Source organism: Georgenia sp. H159 (assembly GCF_035607575.1).
Lineage (GTDB): Bacteria > Actinomycetota > Actinomycetes > Actinomycetales > Actinomycetaceae > Oceanitalea.
This window is the reverse complement of record NZ_JAYDZY010000006.1, coordinates 450995-470662: the sequence shown is the minus strand read 5'-3', so window position 1 is coordinate 470662 and position 19668 is coordinate 450995. Positions and strand designations below refer to the sequence as shown.

The 19668-nt window shown below is 71.5% G+C and carries 19 protein-coding genes; 16 read left to right on the top strand and 3 right to left on the bottom strand.

Annotated features, from left to right (window positions below; all coding sequences use genetic code 11):
- The 10 genes from VR894_RS10370 to dctP all read left to right on the top strand — a co-directional run bounded on the left by VR894_RS10370 (window position 1) and on the right by dctP (window position 8818).
- A complete protein-coding gene (locus VR894_RS10370) occupies window positions 1-435 on the top strand; it encodes a PaaI family thioesterase (protein WP_324651311.1) in 435 nt (144 codons plus the stop codon).
- Entirely contained in the window at window positions 432-1490 is a 1059-nt protein-coding gene (locus VR894_RS10365) for a CaiB/BaiF CoA-transferase family protein (RefSeq protein WP_324651310.1), read from the top strand. Before VR894_RS10370 ends, VR894_RS10365 begins: the two co-directional genes overlap by 4 nt.
- Window positions 1477-1926, top strand: a complete 450-nt coding sequence (locus tag VR894_RS10360; RefSeq protein WP_324651309.1) for a thioesterase family protein — start codon at window positions 1477-1479, stop codon at window positions 1924-1926. The genes VR894_RS10365 and VR894_RS10360 overlap by 14 nt, the downstream gene beginning before the upstream one ends.
- Window positions 1927-2091: 165 nt before the next feature.
- Window positions 2092-2544 carry a carboxymuconolactone decarboxylase family protein gene (locus VR894_RS10355; protein WP_324651307.1) on the top strand — a complete coding sequence of 151 codons (453 nt, stop codon included), beginning with the start codon at window positions 2092-2094 and terminating at the stop codon, window positions 2542-2544.
- Between the two features lie 3 nt (window positions 2545-2547).
- Complete coding sequence (locus VR894_RS10350; RefSeq protein ID WP_324651306.1) at window positions 2548-3441, top strand: NAD(P)-dependent oxidoreductase; 894 nt, start codon at window positions 2548-2550, stop codon at window positions 3439-3441.
- Between the two features lie 88 nt (window positions 3442-3529).
- Window positions 3530-4135 (top strand): TRAP transporter small permease, encoded by a 606-nt coding sequence (locus VR894_RS10345; protein ID WP_324651305.1) that lies wholly within the window; start codon window positions 3530-3532, stop codon window positions 4133-4135.
- A gap of 2 nt (window positions 4136-4137) precedes the next feature.
- Window positions 4138-5580 (top strand): TRAP transporter large permease, encoded by a 1443-nt coding sequence (locus VR894_RS10340; protein ID WP_324651303.1) that lies wholly within the window; start codon window positions 4138-4140, stop codon window positions 5578-5580.
- Between the two features lie 47 nt (window positions 5581-5627).
- Complete coding sequence (locus VR894_RS10335; protein WP_324651302.1) at window positions 5628-6653, top strand: enoyl-CoA hydratase/isomerase family protein; 1026 nt, start codon at window positions 5628-5630, stop codon at window positions 6651-6653.
- The gene (locus VR894_RS10330) at window positions 6653-7495 is read left to right on the top strand and encodes a hypothetical protein (protein WP_324651301.1); all 843 of its coding nucleotides are present in this window, start codon (window positions 6653-6655) and stop codon (window positions 7493-7495) included. Before VR894_RS10335 ends, VR894_RS10330 begins: the two co-directional genes overlap by 1 nt.
- Before the next feature lie 237 nt (window positions 7496-7732).
- Window positions 7733-8818 carry a TRAP transporter substrate-binding protein DctP gene (gene dctP, locus VR894_RS10325; RefSeq protein ID WP_324651299.1) on the top strand — a complete coding sequence of 362 codons (1086 nt, stop codon included), beginning with the start codon at window positions 7733-7735 and terminating at the stop codon, window positions 8816-8818.
- Here the strand turns inward: dctP and VR894_RS10320 are convergent, their stop codons facing one another.
- On the bottom strand, window positions 8819-9520 hold the full coding sequence (locus VR894_RS10320; protein WP_324651414.1) for an IclR family transcriptional regulator: 702 nt from the start codon (window positions 9518-9520) through the stop codon (window positions 8819-8821).
- Between the two features lie 295 nt (window positions 9521-9815).
- Between VR894_RS10320 and VR894_RS10315 the strand changes: the two genes are divergently transcribed.
- The 6 genes from VR894_RS10315 to VR894_RS10290 all read left to right on the top strand — a co-directional run bounded on the left by VR894_RS10315 (window position 9816) and on the right by VR894_RS10290 (window position 18550).
- On the top strand, window positions 9816-11297 hold the full coding sequence (locus VR894_RS10315; RefSeq protein WP_324651297.1) for an APC family permease: 1482 nt from the start codon (window positions 9816-9818) through the stop codon (window positions 11295-11297).
- Between the two features lie 28 nt (window positions 11298-11325).
- On the top strand, window positions 11326-12684 hold the full coding sequence (locus VR894_RS10310) for an NAD(P)/FAD-dependent oxidoreductase (RefSeq protein WP_324651295.1): 1359 nt from the start codon (window positions 11326-11328) through the stop codon (window positions 12682-12684).
- A gap of 96 nt (window positions 12685-12780) precedes the next feature.
- Window positions 12781-13761 carry a helix-turn-helix domain-containing protein gene (locus VR894_RS10305; RefSeq protein WP_324651294.1) on the top strand — a complete coding sequence of 327 codons (981 nt, stop codon included), beginning with the start codon at window positions 12781-12783 and terminating at the stop codon, window positions 13759-13761.
- Between the two features lie 152 nt (window positions 13762-13913).
- The gene (locus tag VR894_RS10300; protein WP_324651293.1) at window positions 13914-15350 is read left to right on the top strand and encodes an aldehyde dehydrogenase family protein; all 1437 of its coding nucleotides are present in this window, start codon (window positions 13914-13916) and stop codon (window positions 15348-15350) included.
- Window positions 15351-15407: 57 nt separating this feature from the next.
- Window positions 15408-17060 (top strand): thiamine pyrophosphate-binding protein, encoded by a 1653-nt coding sequence (locus tag VR894_RS10295; RefSeq protein ID WP_324651292.1) that lies wholly within the window; start codon window positions 15408-15410, stop codon window positions 17058-17060.
- A gap of 302 nt (window positions 17061-17362) precedes the next feature.
- Entirely contained in the window at window positions 17363-18550 is a 1188-nt protein-coding gene (locus tag VR894_RS10290) for an MFS transporter (protein WP_324651291.1), read from the top strand.
- 44 nt (window positions 18551-18594) lie between these two features.
- On the opposite strand, the gene VR894_RS10285 is transcribed toward VR894_RS10290, so the two are convergent.
- Complete coding sequence (locus tag VR894_RS10285) at window positions 18595-19119, bottom strand: GNAT family N-acetyltransferase (RefSeq protein WP_324651290.1); 525 nt, start codon at window positions 19117-19119, stop codon at window positions 18595-18597.
- 295 nt (window positions 19120-19414) lie between these two features.
- Window positions 19415-19609, bottom strand: coding sequence for a 50S ribosomal protein L28 (gene rpmB / locus VR894_RS10280; protein WP_324651289.1), 195 nt, complete (start codon window positions 19607-19609; stop codon window positions 19415-19417).
- Window positions 19610-19668 lie beyond the last annotated feature (59 nt).

Here is a 19668-nt window from a genome sequence, read left to right as displayed (position 1 = left end):
GTGTCCGCCGTCGGCACCGACACCCGACGAGCGCGAGCGCAGCGTCTCCTCGCCGGCGACCCCAGCACCCGCGAACCGGGCGTCGAGCTCGTCGACGCCACCGAGGAGGAGCTCGTGCTGCGGCTGCCCGTCGGCGAGCAGGACGCCAACGGCGTGGGTGTGTGCCACGGCGGGGTCATCTACCACCTGGGCGACAGCTGCGCCGGCATCGCCGCGAACTGCAGCGGCACCGGCTCATGGGTCACGACGACGGCAACGGTGACCTACGTCGCCCCTGGCCGGCCGGGTGACGTCCTGACCGCTCGGTCCCGCGTGCGGTGGGACGGTGGCCGCTCCCGGCTGGTGGACACCGAGATCACCGGGCCCCGCGGGACGGTCGCGCTCATGCAGTCCCAGATGCTCCGCCTGCGCACGGCCGAGGGGGAGGGGCAGTGAGGCCACTGGAGGGTGTGCGCGTCGTCGAGCTGGCCGCACTCGGTCCGCTCGAGCATGCCGGCATGCTGCTGGCCGACCTCGGCGCCTCGGTCCTGCGGGTGCACCGCCCCGGTGCGCCCGGTGACCCGCGCAACCCCATCCTGCGTGGACGCCGGCACCTGGAGCTGGACCTCAAGACCGAGGACGGGCGTGCCTGCCTCCTGGACGAGGTCCGCGACGCCGACGTGCTGCTCGAGGGCTTCCGTCCAGGAGTCATGGAGCGCCTGCGACTCGGGCCGCATGACCTCGCCGAGGTGGCTCCTGGCCTCGTCTACGGTCGCATGACGGGCTGGGGCCAGTCGGGGCCGCGGGCCGCCAGGGCCGGGCACGACATCAACTACACCGCCGAGACCGGTGCCCTCTGGGCGACCCGGACCGACGGCGCACGCCCCACGGCGGCGCTCAACCTTGTCGGGGACAACGGCGGCGGCTCGCTGTACCTCGTCGTCGGGGTGCTGGCGGCCCTCCTCGAGAGGCGGCGCACCGCGCGGGGCGCCGTCATCGACGCCGCGATCGTCGACGGCGTCAGCTCGCTGCTGCAGACGGTCCGCGGCCTCCAGACCGAGGGCCGGTGGGGTCAGGAGCCCGCCGCGAACCTGTTCGACAGCGGGGCGCCCTTCTACGACACCTACCGGTGCGCGGACGGCGAGTACATGGCCGTCGGGGCCATCGAGCCGCAGTTCTACGACGCGTTCGTCCGCGGCCTGGGACTGGACCCGGCTGGGCTACCGGACCGGGCTGATCGGACCACCTGGCCGACCCTGCGCGCACGTTTCGCCGAGATGTTCGCTGCCCACACCCGCGCGCACTGGGCGCGCGTGTTCGCCCCGCTGGATGCCTGCGTCAGCCCGGTGTGGAGCCTGGCGGAGGCCGGTCACAGCGACCATCTGGTCAGCCGCCGCACGCTGCTCCCGGACAGCACCGGTGGCTGGAGCGCCGCGCCGGCTCCCCGGATCCACCCGCTGCCCGCACCCGACGACTCCCGAGCCCCCGAGAGGACCCATGCGAACTCCTGAGATCGGCACCTCCCACACCCTCGAGTACACCGTCCGCCCCGAGGACGCCGCGACCTTCGACGGGGAGATGATCCACCCCGTGTACTCGACCCCGTCGGTGGTTCGCACGATGGAACGCGCGGCCCGGCTGGCGCTGCTGCCCTACCTGGAGGAGGGAGAGGTCGGTGCCGGCCACGAGGTGCACGTCATCCACCGGGCGCCCGCCCCCATCGGGGCGCACGTGCGGGTGACGGCCACCATCACCGCGCACGCACCGCGTCGCCTCACCTGCACGACGGTGACCAACCACGGCGATCGCGTCATCGCCACCGGCACCGTGGTGCAGGGCATCGTCGCCGCAGCGGACTTCCGGTCGCGCTACGAGGCCGCGCAGGACGCTCCCGGACCCGCTCCGGGCGCCGGTGCCGGGCACCGCGACGACCCCGCGCTGCGCTGACCGTTCACCAATGGCCGGGGGAGCCTGCATCCCTGGACAAGACCCCCGACAGCCGTGTCCGCAAGACTGCCGGTGGAGCCAGCTACCGCACCGTGCCGCGTGCGACCTGGCCGCACCGGCGCCACGAGGGCCGCCGGAGCCGCTGACACGAACGAGAGGTGCACGATGATCCGTGACGAGTTGTACGACACCGGCCTGGCGCAGCGCCGCGCCATGTTCGGCCCGGCCGGCGCCGAGGACCAGGTCGAGCACACCACCGACCTCGACGACAAGCTGCAGGACTTCGTCACCCGGTACTGCTTCGGAGACATCTGGCAGCGGGAGGGCCTGTCCGTGGCCGACCGCAGCAAGATCACGCTGGCGATGCTCATCGCCACCGGCAAGCCGCACGAGATCCGTGTCCACACCCGCGGCGCCCTGGAGAACGGCGTCTCTCCGCTGGAGCTGCGCGAGGTCGTCGTGCACTCCCTGCTCTACTGCGGCATCCCCGCTGCCGTCGAGGGCATGCGCGCGCTCGGGGAGATCCTCCAGGAGAAGGGGCTCTCGCTCGACCTCGACGGCGAGGCCGACCGGCCGACGACGAAGGCCACCGCGAGCACCGGCAAGGGAGCGAAGTAGGCGATGAGCATCACGCGCGCCACCACGACGGTCGGCTTCATCGGATTGGGCACCATGGGCGGACCCATGGTCACCAACCTCGCCAAGGGCGGTGTCGACCTGCATGTCTACGACGCCGACCAGCAGCGCACCGCCGAGCTCGCCGCCGAGCTCGGCGCCACCCCCGTCACCGACGTCGCCGGCCTCGCCCGGTGCGACGTCGTCGTCCTCATGCTGCCCACGAGCAAGATCGTGCAGGCCGTCCTCCTGGACGACGCCCGCACGGGCCTGCGCATCCCCTTCGAGCCCGGCGCCGTCGTCGTGGACATGAGCTCCTCCGACCCCATCGACACCGTGGAGACCGGTCGCGTCCTGGCCGACCACGGCGTGTCGATGGTCGACGCCCCGGTCTCCGGTGCACGCGAACGCGCCATCGCCGGGACCCTGTCGATCATGCTCGGGGCCGACGACGAGGCCGCCGCCGAGCGCGCCGTGCCGGTGGTCGACACCATGAGCCAGCAGATCTTCCGCACCGGCAAGCTGGGCAGCGGGCACGCCATGAAGGCGCTGAACAACTACGTCGCTGCGGCCTCCTTCACCGCCAGCACCGAGGCCCTCGTCGCCGGCCAGCGGTTCGGGCTCGACCCGCAGGTCATGGTGGACATCTTCAACGCCTCGACCGGACAGAGCTTCGTCACCACGCACGTGCTCGGCCCGCACATCGTCGACGGCAAGTACGCCTCGGGCTTCGCCCTGCCGCTGATGACGAAGGATGTGCGCATCGCCCGCTCGCTGCAGCAGGCCGTCGAGCACGAGGCGCCGGTGTGCGAGGCCGTCACCGGCGCGCTCGGCGACGCGCTCGACGCGCTGGGCGACGTCGACCACACCCGCGCGCACGAGTTCTGGTCCCAGCGCTGAACGCGTCTCGTTCGCCGGACACCGGCGGGCGATCGGGAGTAGACAGCACAGCAAGCATGTCCTCACCAGTCCGATGAAAGGACGCGGGATGTTGGAGAAAGCCCTGCGAGGAGTGAGCATCGTCCTCGCGATCATCGCCACGCTGAGCATCATCGTGCTCATGCTGGCGATCGCCCTGGACGTCACGTTCCGGTTCACCACCGGGGCCAGCGTGCCCGGCATGCTCGAGCTCGCCGAGTCCTGTCTGGTCGTGGCGGTGTTCTTCGGCCTGGCGTGGGCGGGCATACAGGGTGAGCACATCGCGGTGACCCTCGTCGCGAACCGGTTCGGCCCCCGGGTCAACCGGGTCTTCGACCTCGTCACCTGGACCGTGTCCACCGCCTTCCTGGCCTGGCTGGTCTACGCCTCGATCGAGCGGGCCAGGGCAGCGACGGCCCTAGGGGAGTCTCGCTTCGGGCTCATCGAGTGGCCGCTGTACCCGTGGCGGTGGGTCATCGTCATCGGCCTGGCCGCCCTGCTGCTCGTCTCGCTCGCCAACCTGCTGCGCTCCGCCATGGGGCGCGAGCCGTATGGCACCTCCACGGTCCCGGTCACCGTCGACCGCACGCTGGACGTCGACGACGACGCCCCGGACCCCGCCCAGACGCACCGCACGGCAGTCGCGGGGACCCCTGAAGAGAACAGGACCAACTGACTGTGGACGTTTCGACGATCATCCTCATCACCCTGCTGGCGCTGGTCGGCCTCCTGGTCATCAAGACCCCGGTCGCCCTCGCCCTGGGCATCAGCGGCGCGTTCGGGCTCTTCCTCCTCCGGGGGTTCGACTACACGACGAGCGTGCTCAGCTCGACGCCGTTCTCCACCACCTCGAGCTTCAGCCTGACCATCGTGCCCATGTTCATCCTCATGGGGCTGTTCGCGGTCAAGGCCCGCGTGGCCGAGAGCGTGTTCGCGGTGGCGAACCACTTCGTGCGCCGTGCCCCGGGCGGGCTCGGCGTGGCCACCGTCATGGCGTGTGCCGGATTCTCGGCGGTCTCGGGGTCGAGCATCGGCACCGCCGCGACGATGTCCAAGCTCTCGGTCTCCGAGATGCGCGCCATGGGGTACCCGGCGAGCCTGGCCACCGGACTCGTCGCCATCGCGGGGACGCTCGGCGTCATGATCCCGCCCAGCACCTTCCTCGTCCTGTACGCGATCATGACGAACTCCTCCGTGGCGCAGATGCTCGCCGCGGGCATCGTCCCGGGTCTGCTCTCGGCGCTCGCCTACATCGTCTACGTCATGGTGCTGGGCCAGCGGAAGATCGGACGCTCCACCGACGTGGACGACCTCGCGACCGCGGTCTCCCGGGCCCACGACGCGGCCAAGGTGGCTGCCGGACGCGAGAGCCGCAGGGGCGTCGCCTCCGCGGGCGTGGACACGGTGACGGCCGAACGCCCGGGGGACGGTCCGCGGCGGCACACCCTCCGCACGCTGCCGTGGCGCGGGGTCGTCTACATGGCCCTCCTCTTCGTCATCGTCATCGGCGGCATGTACTCCGGGATCTTCACCGCCACGGAGTCGGCGGCCATGGGCGCCATCGCGGCGGTGATCATCCTCGTCGTGGAGAACTGGAAGGACGGCGTCAAGGGCGTCGCGGCGAAGGTCAAGGACGCGCTGCTGGACACCGCGGCCACGACGTCGATGGTGTTCTTCATCATCGTCGGTTCGGCCGTCCTGTCCGCCTTCTTCGTGGCGGCCCGGGTGCCGGAGGCGATCACCGGGTTCGTCTCGGAGCTGGGCCTGCCGGCCATGCTCACCATGGCACTGCTCCTCATCTGCCTGATCCCCCTGGGCACGGTGCTCGAGTCGCTGTCCATCCTGGTGATCACCGTCCCGATCCTCCACCCCATCGCGGTCGAGCTCGGCTTCAGCGAGATCTGGCTCGGCATCATGATCGTCAAGCTCATCGAGCTCGGCATGATCACCCCACCGGTGGGCATCAACGTGTTCGTCGTGGCCGGCAGCACCGGCGTGCGGCCCGAGACGGTGTTCAAGGGCGTGATGCCCCTGTTCGTCGTCGACCTGGCCATCACCGCCCTGCTGTTCCTGGTACCGGCCATCACCCTCTTCCTGCCCGGGTTCGACCCCTCGTCGTAGACAATCTCCCGCCGACACCCGCCACACGAAAGGTCCACACCAAGCTGATGAGCTACTCCGACACCTCCGACACCGACGTCCTAGTCCGGCGCGAGGGCGGCCTGCTGCACCTCACGCTGAACCGTCCGAAGGTGATCAACGCGCTGACCGCGCAGATGGTCGCCACCCTCGAGGCCGCACTGGACGACGCCGCCCAGGACCCGTCCGTGCAGGCGGTCTACCTCGACGGCGCGGGGGAGCGGGGGTTCTGTGCGGGCGGTGACATCACAATGACGGTCTCGGCGCCGCGTGAGGTGCTCCTGGCGTTCTGGGAGCACGAGTACCGGCTGAACCTCAAGATCTCCAGGTTCCCCAAGCCCTACGTGGCCGTCATGGACGGCATCACCATGGGCGGCGGGATCGGTGTCGCTGCCCACGCCAACACGCGCGTGGTCACCGAACGCTCCCGCCTGGCCCTGCCCGAGGTACGCATCGGGTTCATCCCGGACGTCGGCGGCTCGCTGCTGCTGGCTCGCGCACCCGGGGAGCTCGGCGCCCACCTGGGGCTCACGGCGGGGGACATGAACGGCGCAGACGCGCTGCTGTGCGGCTTCGCCGACGTCTACATCGCGTCCGAGACGCTCCCCCGACTGCGCGCGGCGCTCGCGGCCGACCCGGGCAACGCGTCCGCCGTCGTCCAGCGGTTCAGCGAGCCGGCGCCCGCCTCACGGCTCGCCGAGCAGCGCGAGTGGATCGACGCCTGCTACAGCGCCGACACGGTCGAGGAGATCATCGCGCGACTGCAGGCCCGCCCGGAGCCGGAGGCCCAGCGAGCTGCCGAGCTCATCGGGCAGATGTCGCCCACGTCGGTGGTGACCGCCCTGGCCGCCCTGCGCCGTGCCCGGGAGCTGGACGACCTCGAGGCCGTGCTCGGCATGGAGCTGCGCATCGGGAACCACCTCATCGACACCCCGGACATGAAGGAGGGGGTGCGGGCGCAGATCGTGGACAAGGACCGCAACCCGCGCTGGCAGCCGTCGACGGTGGGTGACGTCGACACCGGGTGGCTGGATGGCACGCTGCAGAGGACCTGATGACCGCGCCCATCGAGTACGTCCGGCGCATGATCGAGTACCACGCCGACCACGAGCCCTACCGGTGGCTGCGCCACGACACCTCCCCCCCGCTGGCACCGCTTACCGCACCGCTGCCGGAGGCCAGGGTGCTGCAGGTGACCCTGGCCGGGGTGCACCACGAGGACGAGGCCCCGTTCTCTGTGCGGGAGGACACCACTGTGCGGGTGCTGCCCACGGACGCGGATCCCACGCGGCTGCGCATCGCGCATTTCGGGTTCAAGCTGGAGCGCGCCCAGGCCGACGTCGGCACGGTCTTCCCCTACCGAGCTCTGCGGGCCTTGGTACGGGACGGCCTGGTGGGCTCGGACACGGGGGCGGCGGTTTCGATGATGGGGGCCGTGTACTCCCAGCGGCGAGTCCGGGAGCAGCTCACCCCGGCGCTGCTGGAGGCGGTCGCTGCCCGGGACCCCGACCTGGTGCTCCTCCTGCCCGCCTGCCCGCTGGACCACCAGACGGCCGGATCCCTCGCCCGCGCCGTGGAGACCAGCGGTATCCCGACCGTGGTCCTGGCCGGCGCGCGTGACATCACGGCTCTGGTGCGCCCGCCGCGCAGCGTGTACGTACACGCCCCTCTCGGCTGGCTCACGGGTATGCCCGGGGACCTCGATGGTCAGGCGCAGCGCCTGCACGCGATTCTCGAGGCGGGGCTCACGATCACGGAGTCCGGCCACGTCTTCGACCTCCCTCCTCGCTACCCGCTGGGAGCCGGCGCCGTGCCGCCCGACTACTGGCACCCGGACCTGACCGACTGGGAGGAGCGCGAGTTCGCGCGGGGCTACGTCACCGGCGGGGTGCGCTAAGCATTCGTTAAACACCGACAACGGTTCGCCTAGGCACAAGTGCGACGTGACCCCCGCCCATACGATCGACGCACACGGGCGATGAGGCCGCGGTTTTCGAGTACGCGCCCATCTTCGACCAAACGCCGGAAGGCGTTCGTACCGAGAGGAAGAACGATGAAGTTCACACAGCAAACAGGACGCGGCCGCCCCCGCGCGCGCGTCGTAGCTGCAGGCGTCGCGGCGACCGTGGCGCTCGTGTTGGCAGGCTGCGGTGGCGGCGACAACGGCGGAGGAGACGGTGACGCCGGGGGTGGGGACTCGGAGGAGACCTTCGAGTTCACCCTCGCCACCGGCGCCACGGCCGGGACCCCGAACGAGGCGGTCCAGGACTGGTTCCTCGACCGGGTCGAGGAGGAGACCGACGGCCGGATCACCTTCGAGCGCACCGCGACCGAGGCCCTGTGCAAGATGCAGGAGGTCGTCGACTGCGTGCGGGACGGGCGCGCCCAGATCGGCGTGACCGTGCCGGACTACACCCCGCAGTACTTCCCCTCCACCTCGATGGTGAGCATCCCGTTCCTGAGCCAGAACTCGGCGGCGGTGACCCAGACCATCCACGAGATCCACACCGAGTTCGAGCCGGCCCAGCAGATCATGACGAACAACGGCCTGTTCCACATCTCCACGTGGCCGGCCGGACGGTTCCTGTTCGGCTCCAACGAGCCCATCGAGAGCGTCGGGGACCTCGCGGGGTGGCAGGCCCGCAGCTCGGGCCCCATCATCCAGCAGGTGCTCAGCGACGCGGGCGTGAACGTGGTCGCCACGACCGCCGGTGAGACCTACGAGGCCGTCCAGCGCGGCGTCATCGAGGGCGTGGGTGGTGCCATCGACTTCCCAGTGAACTACCGGCTCATGGAGCTGCTGCCGTACTGGACCGACCCGGGCGTCGGCCAGTACTCGGTGTTCGGCATGTGGTTCTCCCGCGAGGCCTACGACAGCCTGCCCGACGACCTCAAGGAGATCGTCAACCAGGTCACCGAGGAGCTCAACAGCGGCGCCGGCATCGAGGCGTTCAACGAGGTCGCGGCCGGACAGTGCCAGGAGATGCTCGACTCCCCGGACGTCGAGGAGCTCGACCGGTGGAGTGAGGAGGCCACCGAGGAGTGGCAGAGCCAGGTCGGCGAGCAGGGCAAGCAGATGTGGGTCGACCTCGCCACCGAGCAGGGCCTGGAGAACGCCCAGGAGGTCCTGGACCGGTACGTCGCCGGTCTGGAGGAGCATTCCGACATGGAGTACACCGACGCGACCATCGAGTGCGTGGACACGTTCGCCAGCGAGTGATCAGCTCTTGCTCCCGGGTACCGCACCTGCGGTGCCCGGGAGCAGCGTGCGTTCCTCAGGCCTGCGTGAGGACCGCGAACTCGCGCGCGGTGTGCTGCAGCCGCTGGGCGGCCACCTGGTCGGGAAAGGGCCGACCCCCGTAGACGACGGTGAGCGCGGCCGGCCAGCCGATGGCCCCCGGACCGGAACCGCGACCGAACGCACGCCGGGGATGACCTCGTCGTGCGACACGGCCCAGCCCCGGGCACGTGCCTCCTGGACGTAGGCCAGGCGCTCGCCGGCGAGTGCCGCGAGCCGCGCGGCGCTCATGGTGTCCGCGAGTGAGACGAGCAGGGCGATCCCCGGCGCGCCGAGCGTGAGCGGGTGGACGGTGCCGGAGCGCTGGACCAGGTTGACGCCGTCGCTGCGCGGCTCGACCAAGGCGCGGGTGACGCACAGGTCGTGCTCCGCGACGGCGAGGAACGCCGTCACCCCGAGATCGTCGACGACGCCCTGGAGGATCGGCATCGCCCTGCGCTGCTGCGGCTGCTCGGCAGACTCGAGCAGCACGCGCAGCGCGGGCCCGGGGACGTACCCGTCCTCCGTGCGGCTCGCCAGGCCGTGGTGCTCCAGGGTGCGCAGCAGCCGGTAGGCGACGGACCGGTGGACCGCGAGCTCCGCGGCGACCTCGCCCACCCGCATCGGCGACGGCCGGGCGCACAGAGTCTCCAGCGCGCAGGCCCCGGGACAGGGTCTGGGCGGTGCCCGCGGGCGTATCGCTCATCGTTGACGTCTCTCCGTGGCCACTCGGCTCCAATATCGTATTGGATTTGCGGCTCGGTATGCGAATATCGCACGCAGCGTCTTTGCCCACCTTGTCGAATCACGCAGATCGCTTGTCGGAGTGTGGTCTGGCTCATGCATCCCGTTCCGCGGCCCCGGTACGGTCCGTAAGGTCTGCACGCGGGGGCAACGAGTACTCGACGACGAGGCTCGAGACCTGAAGGAGCGTGACCCGATGACGACGTCACCGACGACAAGTACCCAGGACCTGTCCACCGAGGCGGGCCTGGCACGCCGAACGTTGACCGTCCCACACCTGGTGTTCCTCATCATCGCCGCCTCTGCCCCGCTGACGGTGGTGGCCGGTGGCGCGCCGACGAGCTTCGCGGTCACCGGCCTGACCGGCGTGCCCGTCGGGTACCTGGCGCTGGGGCTCATCCTCGTCGTCTTCGCCATCGGCTACGGCGCGATGAGCGCCCAGGTGCAGAATGCGGGCGCCTTCTACGCCTACGTCAGCGCGGGGCTCGGCGTGCGGCAGGGCATCGGCGCCTCGATGCTCGCGCTCATCAGCTACAACGCCATGCAGGTCGGCCTCTACGGCATCTTCGGGTTCGCGCTCGCCTCGTTCGTCTCGGCGAAGACGGACGTCGACGTCCCGTGGTGGGCCGCGGCGCTCGTCGGCTTCGTCGTCGTCGGCTGGCTCGGCCTCAACAAGATCGACCTGTCGGCGAAGGTGCTGGCCGTCGTCGTCGTCCTCGAGTTCGCCGTCGTCATCGCCGTCAATGTCGTGTCCTTCGTCGTCGCCCCGGAGGGCGTCGGCGCCGAGCCGTTCGCCCCGGAGAACTGGGCCACCCACGGGATCGGTGCCGTCCTCGCGTTCGGCATCGCAGCGTTCATGGGCTTCGAGTCCGGCGCGATCTACAGCGAGGAGGTCAAGGACCCCCGGCGCTCGGTCGCGCGTGCCACCTTCATCGCCGTGGGCATCATCGCCCTGTTCTACGCCTTCTCCGCGTGGGCGCTGGCCGTCGGCGTCGGGGTGTCGAACGTCGTCCCGCTGTCCCAGGAGTACGGCCCCGACCTCATGTTCGTCTTCCTCGAGGAGCAGGGCACGGTGCTGCTGGCCGACATCGCCAACGTCCTGTTCGTCACGAGCCTGTTCGCGGCGCTCATGGCCTTCCACAACGCCGCTGCTCGGTACTTCTTCTCCCTCGGCCGCGCCCGGGTGCTGCCCCACGTCCTGGCCTCCTCGAGCCGCCGCAACCACGCGCCCGTCGCCGGCTCCATCGCTCAGTCCGCCCTCGCGCTGACCCTCATCGTCATCTTCGCGGTCGTCGGCGCGCGGTCCGAGCTCGGCCCGCTCTTCCCGGTAGTCACGATGTTCACCTGGCTGACGAACGCCGGCGCCTTCGGGCTCGTGTTCCTCCTGTTCATCACCTCGATCGCCGTCATCGCCTACTTCTGGCGCGACAACCGCGGCTACCCCGCCCTCGTCCGGCTCTGGGCACCCGCCCTTGCCGCACTCGGCCTCGGCACGGTCTTCGCCCTCATCCTCGTGAACTTCGACGTGATGATCGGCGCCGAGGGACCCTCGCCGCTGGTCGTCGTCATGCCGGCGATCATCCTCGGGGCCGGCGTCGTCGGCCTCGTCTGGGGCGAGGTGCTGCGTCGTACCAGGCCGCACGTCTTCGCCGCCCTGCGCGACGCCGACGTCGGCTGACCGTCCCCCAACCCCCGAACGGAGTCCCATGCCCGCCAAGGTCGTCATCGTCGGCGCCGGCTTCGCCGGCCTCGTCGCCGCACGTGAGCTGCAAACCGCCGGGGTGGGGGTGGAGATCTTCGAGGCGCGCGACCGCATCGGCGGACGAGCGTGGACGGAGGAGCGGATGAGCCATACCCTCGAGCTCGGGGCAACCTGGGTGCACTGGATGCAGCCGTTCGTGTGGACCGAGATCGCCCGGTACGGGCAGGAGATCTACCCGAGCCCCGACTACGAGCGCGCATACTGGATCGCCGATGGGCAGGTGCGCGAGGGCGCCGAGGCCGACCTCGACGCCGCCCTGGCCCGTCCCCAGGCGAAGATCTTCGAGGGCTCGGAGGAGTTCTTCCCCTACCCCCACGACCCGCTGCACGTGCTCAGCGCGGACTACGACGGCCCGGACGACGTGCCCGAGCGCTTCCGCGCCGCCGACCACGGTAGCGTCCTCGACGCGCTGCGGGACGGCACCTTCTCCCAGGAGGAGATCGACGTCTGCGACGCGTACTGGTCGGCCGGCTACAACGGCTACACCGCCACCGCGTCACCGCTCATGGCCAAGCACTGGGCGGCGCTGTCGGACCACCGGCTCTCCCTGCTCGACGAGCAGACACTGAAGTTCAAGCTGCGCAACGGCATGCGCGGCCTGTACGAGAACATCGCGGCCGACCTGCGGTGCCCGATCCACCTGTCCAGCCCCGTGACCGCCGTCGAGCACGACGACGACGGCGTCCGCCTCACCCTGGAGGACGGCTCGGTCCGCGAGGCCGACGCCGTCATCGTCACGATCCCGATCGGCGCGCTGCGCTACGTCGGCTTCACCCCCGACCTGCCGGCCCCCATGCGCAAGGTCGTCGCCGAGGGCACCAACAGCACGGGCTTCAAGATCTGGATCAAGGTCGAGGGGCACCACAACTTCATCGCGACCGCGCCGACGGGGAGCCCGATCGCGATGATGAAGAGCGAGTACTTCCTCGACGACGGGACGACGATCCTCGTCGGCTTCGGGCCCGACCACACGACGATCGACCTGCACGACACCGCCCACGTGCAGCAGGTCGTCCACCAGTGGCGCCCGGACCTCACCGTGGTCGACAGCGACGGGCACGACTGGTGCGCGGACCGGTGGAGCGGTCAGACCTGGGCCACCATCAAGTCCGGGCAGTTCATCGAGGGCTGGAGCACCTTCCACGACACCGACACCCGGCTCTACTTCGCCGGTGCGGACATCGCCAAGGGCTGGAACGGCGTCGTGGTCGACGGCGCGATCGAGACCGGCATCACGACGGCCCGGCGCGTGCTGCGTGAGCTCGGGACGAGAGGGGTGAAAAGCGCCGCTGCCGCGCAGTGAGTGACCCGCCCGTGCCACGACGGTGCCGCGCGGAGCCCCTGGCGCCCCCGGTCGGCGGATATGGTGGGAGCCATCTCCTCCGACGAGGGAGGCCCCATGCCCCGCTTCGCGGTCGACGTCGTGGACATCGACCACCTCCCCGACACGCTCGACCTGGACACGTGGCGTTCGGTCATCGCGAACAGCTTCGTGCCGCTGGAAATCGACGCGCTCGGCAGCGCGCCCTTCCGCGGGCACCTGGACCGCACGGTCGTCGAGGACGTGTCCGTCTTCGACATCGTCGCCACGCCGCACGAGGTACGCCGCACGCCCCGGCTCATCGAGCAGGTGGAGGGCCGGTACTACAAGCTCAGCCTCCAGCTCACGGGTCCGGCCGTCCTCGAGCAGGACGGCCGGCAGGTCACGCTGCTCCCCGGCGACATCGCCATCTACGACACCCATCGCCCCTACCGGCTCACCTTCCCCGAGCAGAACCGCGCGATGGTCATCATGTTCCCGCACGAGGCGGTCGACCTGCCGCGGGACGAGGTCGCCCAGGTGACGGCCGTGCGCTTCCCGCGCGACCGGGGGCTCGGGCGGGTGATCAACCCCTTCTTCGTCGAGCTGGGCCGCAACATGGACGAGCTGTCCGGGTCCCACGCCTCCCGGCTCGTGCACTCCGCGCTCGACCTGCTCGTGACAATGCTCTCCCAGGAGCTGTACCAGACCCGCCACGGCGCGGTCGGGCCCGCGCGCAGCCTCGCGCGGGAGGTCCGCGAGTACATCCTCGACAACCTCGGAGACCCGGAGCTCACGCCGGCGTCGATCGCGCAGGCGCACTACATCTCCACTCGGCACCTCTACACGATCTTCTCCGAGGAGGGGGAGACCGTCTCGGCGTGGATTCGGGCCCGGAGGCTGGAGCGCATCCGCCGCGACCTCATCGACCCGCTTCGCGTCGACCGCCCCGTCTCGGCGGTCGCCGCGCGGTGGGGCCTGCTCGACGCCGCCCACTTCAGCCGGCTCTTCAAGGCAGAGTACGGGCAGTCCCCGACGGCCTACCGGGTTGCTGCCGCTGCCCGCAGCGGCGCGGCCTGACGCTTCCGGGCTCACCGTGCACGTGCGGTCAAGTCGAGGGCGTGGAAGCACAAGACCGCGGCCGGTGCGCCGGGTGACGCTGGACGCAGCGCCACATGTGGCCCACGTCACGGCGCCCCCCGCAGACCGACCCTCCGCTGGAAAGAGACACGATGACCACCCAGGACTCCACCCTCACCGCTCTCACCTACGACGACCTCCTCGCGGCGATCGTGCCCGCGGAGGGCGGTCGGGAGATCACGGACCCGGCGACCGGAGAGGTCGTCGCACGCGCGCCGGAGCACACCACCGCAGACCTCGATGCGGCGGTCGAGGCGGCGCGCCAGGCCCAGCCGGAGTGGGCCGCGCTCGGCCACGAGCGCCGCAGCGAGCTCCTCAACCGGGCTGCCGACGCGATCGAGGCCTCGGCCGAGGCGCTCGCCGAGCTCCTCTCCCGCGAGCAGGGCAAGCCGCTCAACGGCCCGAACGCCCGCTTCGAGGTCGGCGCGTGCGCCGGCTGGCTGCGCGCGACGGCGGCGTTCGAGATCGAGCCGGAGGTGCTCGTCGACGACGACGACGGCGCCCGGTCCGAGATGCACTACCGGCCCCTCGGGGTCGTCGGGGCGATCGGCCCGTGGAACTGGCCGATGATGATCAGCATCTGGCAGCTCGCCCCCGCGCTGCGCATGGGCAACACCGTGGTGATGAAGCCCTCGGAGTACACGCCGCTGAGCGTGCTCGCGCTCGGGCACGTCATCAATCAGGCGCTGCCGGCGGACGTGCTCCACGTCGTCTCCGGCGGCCGCGACGTCGGTGAGCGCCTGGCGGCCCACCCGGACGTCGCCAAGATCATGTTCACCGGCTCCACCGCGACCGGGAAGGCGATCATCCGCTCCTCCGCCGACACCGTGAAGCGCCTGACGCTCGAGCTCGGCGGCAACGACGCCGGCATCGTGCTGCCCGACGCGGACCCGAAGGCGATCGCGCAGAACCTGTTCTGGGGCGCCTTCATCAACACCGGCCAGACCTGCGCCGCCCTCAAGCGCCTCTACGTCCACGAGGACATCTACGACGACGTCTGCCAGGCACTCACCGAGGTCGCCGCGCAGACCCCGATGGGCGTGGGCCTCGACGAGGACAACGTGCTCGGACCACTGCAGAACAAGGCGCAACTCGACATCGTCACCGACCTGGTCCAGGCGGCCAAGGACGCCGGTGCCCGGGTGCTCCTCGGCGGCAACCCCGACCCGGACCAGCCCGGCTACTTCTACCCGACGACCCTCGTCGCGGACGTCGACAACGACAACCCGCTCGTCGCCACGGAGCAGTTCGGCCCGGCCCTGCCCATCGTGAAGTACTCCACGGTGGACGAGGCAGTGGAGATGGCGAATGGCCTCGAGGTCGGCCTGGGCGCCTCCGTCTGGGGCTCGGACCGCGACCAGGCCCGTGCCGTCGCCGCCCGCATCGAGGCCGGCACCGTGTGGATTAACAACCACGGCGGCATCGACCCCCGCGTGCCCTTCGGCGGCGTCAAGCAGTCCGGCTACGGGCTGGAGTTCGGCGTCGCGGGCCTCAAGCAGCTCGCCGCCCCCCAGGTCATCACGTACTGACCCCGGCCGGGCGCGCCGTCGTTTGATCTGCGGCGGCGCGCCCGCCATCCTGAGCCCATGACATCGACGAGGACGTCGCTGGGTACCGTCTCCACTGCCGTCGCCGACGTCGTCGCCGAGCGCAGTGGCGCGGTGTTCGGCGTCATGGGCAACGGGAACGCCTACGTCGTCGGCCATCTCACGGCCGGCGGCGCGCCCTACGTGCGCATGCGGCACGAGGCGGGCACGGTGGCCGCCGCCCAGGCCTACCACCTGGCCTCCGGCGGGACGGCGACGGCGACCACCACCTACGGGGCCGGGTTCACCAACGCGCTCACCGCGCTCGCGGAGGCCCGCCTCGCGCGGGTCCCGCTCGTCCTGCTCGCCGGGGAGGGGCAGAGCAGCGGGCCGCGCTGGTGGGACGTTGACCAGGACGCGCTCGCCGCGGGCCTGGACGTGCCCGTCGTCCCGGTCCACGCGGACGGCGCCGCGGCCGCCGCCCACTACGCCTACGACCTCGCCGAGTGGGACCGCACGCCGGTCATCCTCTCGATTCCCTGCGACGTCGCGACGGCGCCGGCCACCGCGCACCGCACCGCCCCGCCGATCGAGCGGCCGGACCCGCCGCGACCCACCGACGAGCAGGTCGCCGCCGTCGCCGCAACCCTCCGCGGCGCCGAGCGCCCGCTCCTGCTCCTCGGCCGCGGTGCGCACCTGGCCGAGGCAGGTGAGCTCCTGCGGCGCGTCGGCGACCGGGTGGGCGCGCTGTTCGCGACGTCCGCGATGGCGGCAGGACTGCCCCGCTCGCCGTGGGACCTCGGCATCGCCGGCGGCTTCAGCACGCCCGGTGGCTGGGAGCTCATCACCCGGGCGGACGTCGTGCTCGCCGTCGGGATCTCATTGGGCGACTTCCAGGACCAGCGCGGCCACCTCCTCTCCGGCGCGCGCGAGGTGCTCCAGGTGGACCTCGCCCCGGTCGCCACGCACGGGCAGGTGACCCGGTACGTCCGCGCCGACGCCGCCGCCTTCGCATCCGCGCTCCTCGCCGAGATGGACGACGACGACGCCCCCGCGGCGGCGTCGTCCGGCACCTGGCGCGAGCGCGCCCCGCACGCCGCCGGGGACCTGCGCGCGGCCCTCTCCGCGGTGCCCGAGCTCGCCGAGGACGGCCGGCTCGACCCGCGGCTGGTCGCGCGGCGGCTGGACGAGCTGCTCCCTCCGGCCCGCGCCCTGGTCCACGACGGCGGGCAGTTCATCGGGTGGATGCCGCAGCACGCGCGGGTGAGCGACCCGAGCCAGCTCGTCCTGGTCGGCACCGCGCTGCAGACGATCGGGCTCGGCTCGGCCTCGGCCGTCGGGGCGGCCCGCGCCCGGCCGGACCGCCCGACCGTCCTCGTCACGGGCGACGGCGGAGGCACCATGGGCCTGGCCGACCTCGTGACGTTCGTGTCCGAGGTGCGCTCCGGCGTCGTCGTCGTCTTCAACGACGCGGCCTATGGCGCCGAGCTGCACCAGTACGGCGCCAAGGGCGTGGACCGCCGGGGCATGCTGCTCGACGACGTCGACTTCGCCGCGCTCGGGCGCGCGCTGGGCGCCGGCGGCCGGCGGGTGACGCGGCTGGCCGAGCTCGACGTCGTGGGGGAGTGGGTGCGGGACGGGGCGCAGGGCGTGCTCGTCGTGGACGTCGCGGTGTCCCGGACCGTGGTCGCGGACTTCATCAGAGGTCATTGACGGCCCGGCGGGCGGCGGACGCCGGCGCCCGCCCAGCTCCCGCCGGCCCCGTCCGCCGCGTGCCGCGTGCCGCGTACGCGTACCGCCAGATCGCAGCTGGGCGCCGGCATCGCAGCCGCGCGCTGCGATGCCGGCGCAGGACTGCGATCTCGCCGAGCGGTGGTGTAACCGTCTGCGACCTCGGCTCGGGACTGCGATCTCGCGGAAGCGACCTCGACGTCCCAGCGGCAGCAGATCGTATATGGTCAGCCGGGAACATCTCCCCGATGACGAGGTGAGCTGATGAGCCTGGTGGCGGACGCGTGAGCCGCGACGCGCGCACACAGCCCGGCGAGCGGCTGTGGACGGCGGAGTTCGTCACCGCCGTCGTCGTCAACTCCCTCGTCATGGTCGTCTTCTACCTGCTCATGACGACGATGGCGCTGTACGCGGCACAGCGCTTCGCGGCGTCGGACAGCCTGGCCGGGCTCGCCTCGAGCATGTTCATCATCGGCGCGGTCGGTGCCCGGTTCGTCGCCGGGCGGCTTGTCGGCGCGGTCGGACCGCGCCGGGTACTCGTGCTGGCGCTCGTCGTCTTCATCGGCATGTCGCTGGCCTACCTCGTCGCCGTCGAGCTCGTCCTCCTGCTCGCGGTGCGTCTCGTGCACGGCGTGGCGTTCGGCCTCGCCAACACCGCGGTGACGACCATCGCCCAGTCGATCATCCCGCAGGCCCGGCGCGGGGAGGGCACCGGCTACTTCAGCCTCAGCGTCCCGCTCGCGACCGCGCTCGGGCCGCTGGTGGCCCTCGCCCTCATCGAGCGGTGGGGCTACGACATGCTGTTCTGGGCGTCGGTGGCCGTCTCCTGCGCGGCCTTCCTCAGCTCTCTCCTGCTCCCCGAGCGCCCGGCACGGCCGCAGCCCCGGGGGCTGGGGTGGCGCAGCTTCGTCGACCGCGACGCACTACCGATCGCCACGGTCATGCTCGCCGTCGGGGTCGTGAACTCCTCGATGATCACCTTCACCCACCCGTTCGCCGACTCCCTGGGGCTCGGGTCGCGCGCAGGGACGTTCTTCGCGGTGAACGCCCTCGGGGTGCTGGCGTCGCGGCTGTTTACCGGACTGGTCCAGGACCGGTTCGGGGACAACTGGGTGATGTACCCGGCTCTTGCCGTCTACGCCGGTGGGCTCGCGGTGCTCTCCCAGGTCGAGTCGACGGGCACGCTCGTGGTGGCGGCGCTGCTCATCGGCCTCGGCTTCGGCACCGTGATGCCCACCGGTCAGGCGGCAGCCGTCCGACTCGCCCAGCCGCACAGCATCGGCCTGGCCGTCGCGACCTTCTACCTGCTGCTCGACCTGGGCACCGGCCTCGGCCCGGTCGTGCTCGGCGGGCTGGTGAGCGCCTGGGACTACCGCGTCATGTACCTCGCCGTGGCCGGCCTCGTGCTGGCCACGGCGCTGCACTACCACCTCGTGCACGGGCGCCACCGGGAACGGGCGCACCGCGGCTGAGCCGGTGACGTGCCGCGCGGCTCCCGGTGCCGCCGAGGGCGCCGCTACCGGTCGGCGACGAACAGCTCGCACGTCGTGTTGTAGAAGCGGTCCGTCGTCCCGCGGTGCTCCATGCCGATCCGCACCGCGACCCGCTGGGAGGCGTGGTTCTCGGCGTGCGTCACGGCGACGACCCGCTCCAGGCCGCCCGCGAAGGCGTGGTCCAGGGCCGCGGTGGCAGCCTCGGTGGCGTACCCGAGACCCCAGGCGCCGGGGTGCAGGTGCCACCCCACCTCGGTCTCGCCCGAGGGCGCGAGGTCGGGCCCGGATGCCGGGATCGGCTTGAGGAGCAGCGTGCCGTAGGGCTCCTCCGTCATGAGGTCGGACACCAGCCAGATGGCGTGGACCGGGTGGTCCAGCGCGGCGAAGCGCGCCACGCGCTCGGCCGCCTCGGCGCGGTCCTCGACGACGCGCGGGCTGGTCCCGATGTACTGCTGGACCTCCCAGCGCGAGTAGAGGTCCAGCGCGAAGTCGACGTCGTCCTCGGTCCACGCGCGCAGCAGCAGCCGGCGGGTGGTGAGCTGCTTCACGGATCCACGGTAACGGCCCCGCCGGTCACGGGCTCGCCCAGGCATCACCACGCTCCAGGGCCCGCGACCGCAGGTGAACCTGCCGGGCGCGGGCCGCGTTTCACCCGCGGTCGTCAGTGTCGCGTGCGGCCGATCAGCAGGGGCCGCCAGCCGACGCCGTGCGCCCCGGAAGGACGCCGCGTGGCCGCCGCCGGCGCGCCCCGCGGCCGCAGCGTCCGGGCACGCCGAAGGGCCGCCCGACGATGTCGAGCGGCCCTTCGGCGATGCTCAGCTCACCCGGCGGACCGGGGAGGTGTCAGACAGCGGCGCGCTGGACCTTGCCGGCCTTGAGGCACGAGGTGCACACGTTGAGGCGCTTGGGGGTGCCGTTCACGACGGTGCGCACGCGCTGGATGTTCGGGTTCCACCGACGGCTCGTCCGCACGTGGGAGTGCGAGACGCTCTTGCCGAAGCTGGGGTGCTTGCCGCAGACGTCGCAGGTGGCAGCCACGGTCTTCTCCTGAATCTCTTGCTGGCACACGATCTGGTGATCGCGGGGGTCTGTCGTGG

Coding starts and splice junctions, on each gene's coding strand:
- VR894_RS10335 (WP_324651302.1), top strand. CDS start 5,628: ATGAGCTACTCCGACACCTCCGACACCGACGTCCTAGTCCGGCGCGAG.
- VR894_RS10345 (WP_324651305.1), top strand. CDS start 3,530: ATGTTGGAGAAAGCCCTGCGAGGAGTGAGCATCGTCCTCGCGATCATC.
- VR894_RS10315 (WP_324651297.1), top strand. CDS start 9,816: ATGACGACGTCACCGACGACAAGTACCCAGGACCTGTCCACCGAGGCG.
- VR894_RS10310 (WP_324651295.1), top strand. CDS start 11,326: ATGCCCGCCAAGGTCGTCATCGTCGGCGCCGGCTTCGCCGGCCTCGTC.
- VR894_RS10295 (WP_324651292.1), top strand. CDS start 15,408: ATGACATCGACGAGGACGTCGCTGGGTACCGTCTCCACTGCCGTCGCC.
- VR894_RS10300 (WP_324651293.1), top strand. CDS start 13,914: ATGACCACCCAGGACTCCACCCTCACCGCTCTCACCTACGACGACCTC.
- VR894_RS10350 (WP_324651306.1), top strand. CDS start 2,548: ATGAGCATCACGCGCGCCACCACGACGGTCGGCTTCATCGGATTGGGC.
- VR894_RS10360 (WP_324651309.1), top strand. CDS start 1,477: ATGCGAACTCCTGAGATCGGCACCTCCCACACCCTCGAGTACACCGTC.
- VR894_RS10305 (WP_324651294.1), top strand. CDS start 12,781: ATGCCCCGCTTCGCGGTCGACGTCGTGGACATCGACCACCTCCCCGAC.
- VR894_RS10355 (WP_324651307.1), top strand. CDS start 2,092: ATGATCCGTGACGAGTTGTACGACACCGGCCTGGCGCAGCGCCGCGCC.
- VR894_RS10330 (WP_324651301.1), top strand. CDS start 6,653: ATGACCGCGCCCATCGAGTACGTCCGGCGCATGATCGAGTACCACGCC.